At 70.2% G+C, this 4279-nt stretch carries 4 protein-coding genes; 3 read left to right on the plus strand and 1 reads right to left on the minus strand.

Annotated elements, in window-relative coordinates; genetic code table 11:
- Nucleotides 1–74 precede the first annotated feature (74 nt).
- Nucleotides 75–773, plus strand: a complete 699-nt coding sequence (locus ACFTZB_RS43630; protein WP_378441924.1) for a demethylmenaquinone methyltransferase — start codon at nucleotides 75–77, stop codon at nucleotides 771–773.
- A 3-nt stretch (nucleotides 774–776) separates the two neighbouring features.
- Here ACFTZB_RS43630 and ACFTZB_RS43635 read toward each other — a convergent pair whose 3' ends face one another.
- Nucleotides 777–2039, minus strand: coding sequence for a geranylgeranyl reductase family protein (locus ACFTZB_RS43635; protein ID WP_378441926.1), 1263 nt, complete (start codon nucleotides 2037–2039; stop codon nucleotides 777–779).
- Between the two features lie 129 nt (nucleotides 2040–2168).
- Between ACFTZB_RS43635 and ACFTZB_RS43640 the strand changes: the two genes are divergently transcribed.
- Nucleotides 2169–3224 (plus strand): polyprenyl synthetase family protein, encoded by a 1056-nt coding sequence (locus ACFTZB_RS43640; protein WP_378441928.1) that lies wholly within the window; start codon nucleotides 2169–2171, stop codon nucleotides 3222–3224.
- Nucleotides 3225–3368: 144 nt separating this feature from the next.
- On the plus strand, nucleotides 3369–4229 hold the full coding sequence (gene htpX / locus ACFTZB_RS43645; protein ID WP_276140361.1) for a zinc metalloprotease HtpX: 861 nt from the start codon (nucleotides 3369–3371) through the stop codon (nucleotides 4227–4229).
- Nucleotides 4230–4279 lie beyond the last annotated feature (50 nt).

The following is a 4279-nucleotide window of genomic DNA, read 5'->3' on the forward strand; positions in this document are numbered from 1 at the left end:
TCCAAGAAGTGATCGCCCCGCCACCGTGCCCGGCGCCGACCGCGGTGCCGGGCACGGTTGGTAGCGTTTCGGGCGTGGCAACTACACACGGTTCGCGGGCGTCGCTCGAAAAGGATCCGCACGAGGTCGCGTCGATGTTCGACGGCGTCGCGAAGCGCTACGACCTCACCAACACGATCCTGTCGTTCGGCCAGGACCGCAGCTGGCGCAAGGCGACGCGCTCCGCTCTGGCCCTGAAGCCGGGGGAGCGGGTCCTCGACCTCGCCGCCGGGACCGGGGTGTCGACCGTCGAACTCGGACGGTCGGGCGCCTGGTGCGTGGCCACCGATTTCTCCAAGGGGATGCTGCAGGCAGGCAGCGGCCGCCACGTGCCGATGGTCGCGGGCGACGCGATGCACCTGCCCTACGCCGACGCCGTGTTCGACGCCGCCACCATCTCCTTCGGGCTGCGCAACGTCTCCGATTTCGACGCCGGCCTCCGCGAGATCGCCCGGGTCACCAAACCGGGTGGGCGTCTCGTCGTGAGCGAGTTCTCGACGCCGGTGTTCGGGCCGTTCCGGACGGTCTACATGGAGTACCTGATGAAGGCGTTGCCGCGGGTCGCGCGCGCCGTCAGCAGCAACCCCGACGCCTACGTGTACCTCGCCGAGTCCATCCGCGCCTGGCCCACCCAGCAGGAACTCGCGATGCGCATCGAAGCGGCCGGGTGGCGGAACGTGCAGTGGCGCAACCTCACCGGCGGTGTCGTCGCGCTGCACCGCGCCACGCGCTGACCGTCAGCCGAACAGCGGTCGCGAGTCGACCTTCTGCGACACCAGGCCGGAGGCCCGCCACGCGCGGGCGGTGAGGTCGCTGTCCTCCTCGGTGACGAGGTTGCCCATCACGCGCACCGCGACGGTCATCAGCGCGCGGGACCGCATCGCCACCGGGCCGGACGCGGGCAGGACCCGCGGCACGGTCAGCAGACCGGCGAGGCGCCGTGCCACGGAGAACGCCCGGCCGTACCGCTCCCTCAGGATCGACGGCCACAGCCGCGTCAGGTCGTCAGCGTCGAGGACCTCCGCGACCAGGCGCCCGCCTTCGAGCCCGTAGTCGATGCCCTCGCCGTTCAGCGGATTCACGCACGCCGCGGCGTCGCCGATGATCGCCCAGTTCCGGCCCGCGATGTGCGACACCGCTCCGCCCATCGGCAGCAACGCCGACGCGACGGCCCGCAGTTCCCCGTCCCAGTTCCATTCTTCGCGGCGCTGCGCCGCATACAGGTCCAGCAGGGGGCGCAGCGCGCCGGGTGCCGGACGTTTGGCGGTGGCCAGGGTGCCGACACCGATGTTCACCTCGCCGGTGCCCAGGGGGAACACCCAGCCGTAACCCGACTGCAGCGTCCCGGCGGCGTCCCGCAGTTCGAGGTGGGACGTGATCCACGGGTCGGCGCTGCGGTCGGTGGCGATGTAGGCGCGGGCGGCCACACCGTACGCCGTGTCCCGGTGCCATTCGCGACCCAGCTGCTTGCCGAGGGTGGAGCGGACACCGTCGGCGACGATCAGCGTCCGGCAGCGGACGGTGTGGGTCCCGTCGGCGGTTTTCAGGGTCACCGCCGTCACCCGGTCACCGCCGTGTTCGACGCCGATTGCCTTGGCGCCCTCCACCATGACCGCTCCGGCGTCGACGGCGGTCGCGCGGATCCGGTCGTCCAGCTCTGTGCGGGCCACGGCGCTGCCGACGGCCGGGAACGACCTGCCGGGCCACTCGAGTTCGAGCTCCTGCCCGAACCCGCTGAGCCTCAGCCCGCGATTGGTGCCCTTCGACCGCACCCAGTCGCCGAGACCGAGATGGTCGAGCTCGGCGACGGCGCGGGGGGTGAGTCCGTCGCCACACGTCTTGTCGCGGGGAAACACCGCCGCGTCGGCGAGGACCACGTCACGTCCCGCACGAGCCGCCCAGGCGGCGGCCGAGGACCCGGCCGGACCAGCACCGATGACGAGGACGTCGGTGGCGGTGGGAAGCGGGGATCCCGCGGGCGACTGTTCTGCTGCGACCACGCCTACATCCTGTCAGGCTTCGCTACACGACCGCGGCGAGGCCGACGGGCGGCGGAACCGCTAGGTTCACTACCGTGGTAGCCGAGCCGCCACCGACGGCGCGGAGCCGCGCCGTCACTGACGACAGGAATGGGTACTGAGAACGTGAGCACCGAGGGCGCAGCACACACCGCTGCCGACGCTGTAGTGGGCACTACGGTCGCCGGGATCGATCTCGGCGACCCGCAGCTCGCCGCCACGGTCCGTGAAGGACTGAAGCAAGTCGAGGAACTGCTGGTCAGTGAGCTCTCCGACGGGGAGGATTTCCTGACGGAGGCGGCGTTGCATCTCGCGAAGGCGGGAGGCAAGCGTTTCCGCCCCCTCTTCACGGTGCTCACCGCCCAGCTCGGACCGAAGGCCTCCGACCCGTCGGTGGTCACGGCGGCCACCGTCGTCGAACTGGTCCACCTTGCCACGCTGTACCACGACGACGTGATGGACGAGGCCTCGATGCGCCGCGGCGCGCCCAGCGCGAACTCGCGGTGGGGCAACAGCGTTGCCATCCTCGCCGGCGACTACCTGTTCGCCCACGCGTCGCGTCTCGTGTCGACCCTCGGCCCCGAGGCGGTGCGCATCATCGCCGAGACGTTCGCCGAACTCGTGACCGGCCAGATGCGCGAGACGATCGGGCTCCGCGGCGAGCAGGATCCGGTCGAGCACTACCTCAAGGTGGTGTGGGAGAAGACCGGTTCGCTGATCGCGGCGTGCGGGCGCTTCGGCGGCACGTTCTCCGGTGCGGACGCCGATCACGTGAAGCGGCTCGAACGGCTCGGTGACGCCGTGGGCACCGCCTTCCAGATCTCCGACGACATCATCGACATCTCCTCGGTCTCCGCGCAGTCCGGCAAGACCCCCGGAACCGATCTGCGGGAGGGCGTGCACACGCTGCCCGTCCTGTACGCGCTGCGTGACGAGGGTCCCGAGGCCGACCGCCTGCGCGTGCTCCTCGACGGCCCCGTCACCAACGACGACGACGTCGCCGAGGCCCTCGCGCTCCTCGAACGCTCACCCGGCATGGCCGCCGCGAAGGCGAAGCTCGAGGAGTTCGCGGTCCAGGCCCGCGCTCAGCTCGCCGAACTGCCGCAGGGCCCCGCCAACGACGCCCTCGTGAAGCTCGTCGATTACACGATCGAGCGCGTCGGCTGAGCCGTATCGTCAGTACCCGGACTCGTCTTCACCCGATCTCGTTCGCCGGACGGGAACCGTCCCGCCACCGTGTTTCGTTGAATGATCACGATCTCGAAATTCGGACGACCGTGATCGGGGTGACAACGACAAGGAAGGCGTGACGTGCGCTACGCAAACGGGGCGAAGACTCTGGTTCTGTTGGTCGGCATGTCGGCGCTGATCGTGTTCATCGGCGCCCTGTTCCGCAACCCGACCATTCTGCTGCTGGCCATCGTGTTCGCGGTGGGCATGAACGCGTACGTGTACTTCAACAGCGACAAGCTGGCGCTCAAGGCCATGCACGCCCAGCCGATCACCGAGGTGCAGGCGCCGGTCATCTACCGCATCGTCCGGGAACTGGCGACCACCGCGCACCAGCCGATGCCGCGGCTCTACATCAGCCCCACCAGCGCGCCCAACGCGTTCGCCACCGGGCGCAGCCCCCGCCACGCGGCGGTCTGCTGCACCAGCGGCATCCTGCAGATCCTCGACGAGCGGGAACTCCGGGCCGTGCTCGGGCACGAGCTGTCGCACGTCTACAACCGCGACATCCTCATCTCGTCGGTGGCAGGCGCGATGGCGGCCGTCGTGTCGGGACTCGCGAACTTCGCCATGTTCGCCAACATGTTCGGCGGCCGCGGCGGGGGACAGGGCGCGAACCCGATCGCGCTGCTCCTGGTGTCGCTGCTCGGGCCCATCGCCGCGACCGTCGTCAAGCTCGCGGTGTCGCGGTCCCGGGAGTTCCAGGCCGACCAGTCGGGCGCCGAACTCACCGGCGACCCGCTGGCGCTCGCGTCGGCACTCCGGAAACTGGAACGTGGCACTCAGGCCGCGCCGCTGCCGCCGGAGCCTCAGCTCGCCGCACAGTCGCACCTGATGATCGCCAACCCGTTCCGCACCGGCGAGAAGATGAGCCGGATGTTCTCCACCCACCCGCCGATGGCCGAGCGGATCGAGCGCCTCGAGCGGATGGCAGGCAGGTAGGCGCTTCGCCGCCCGTGCGTGGTCGACGAGTGCAGGGACTCGTCAACCAC

Origin of the sequence: Rhodococcus sp. NPDC057014 (assembly GCF_042673295.1) — a bacterium.
GTDB lineage: Bacteria > Actinomycetota > Actinomycetes > Mycobacteriales > Mycobacteriaceae > Rhodococcus_F.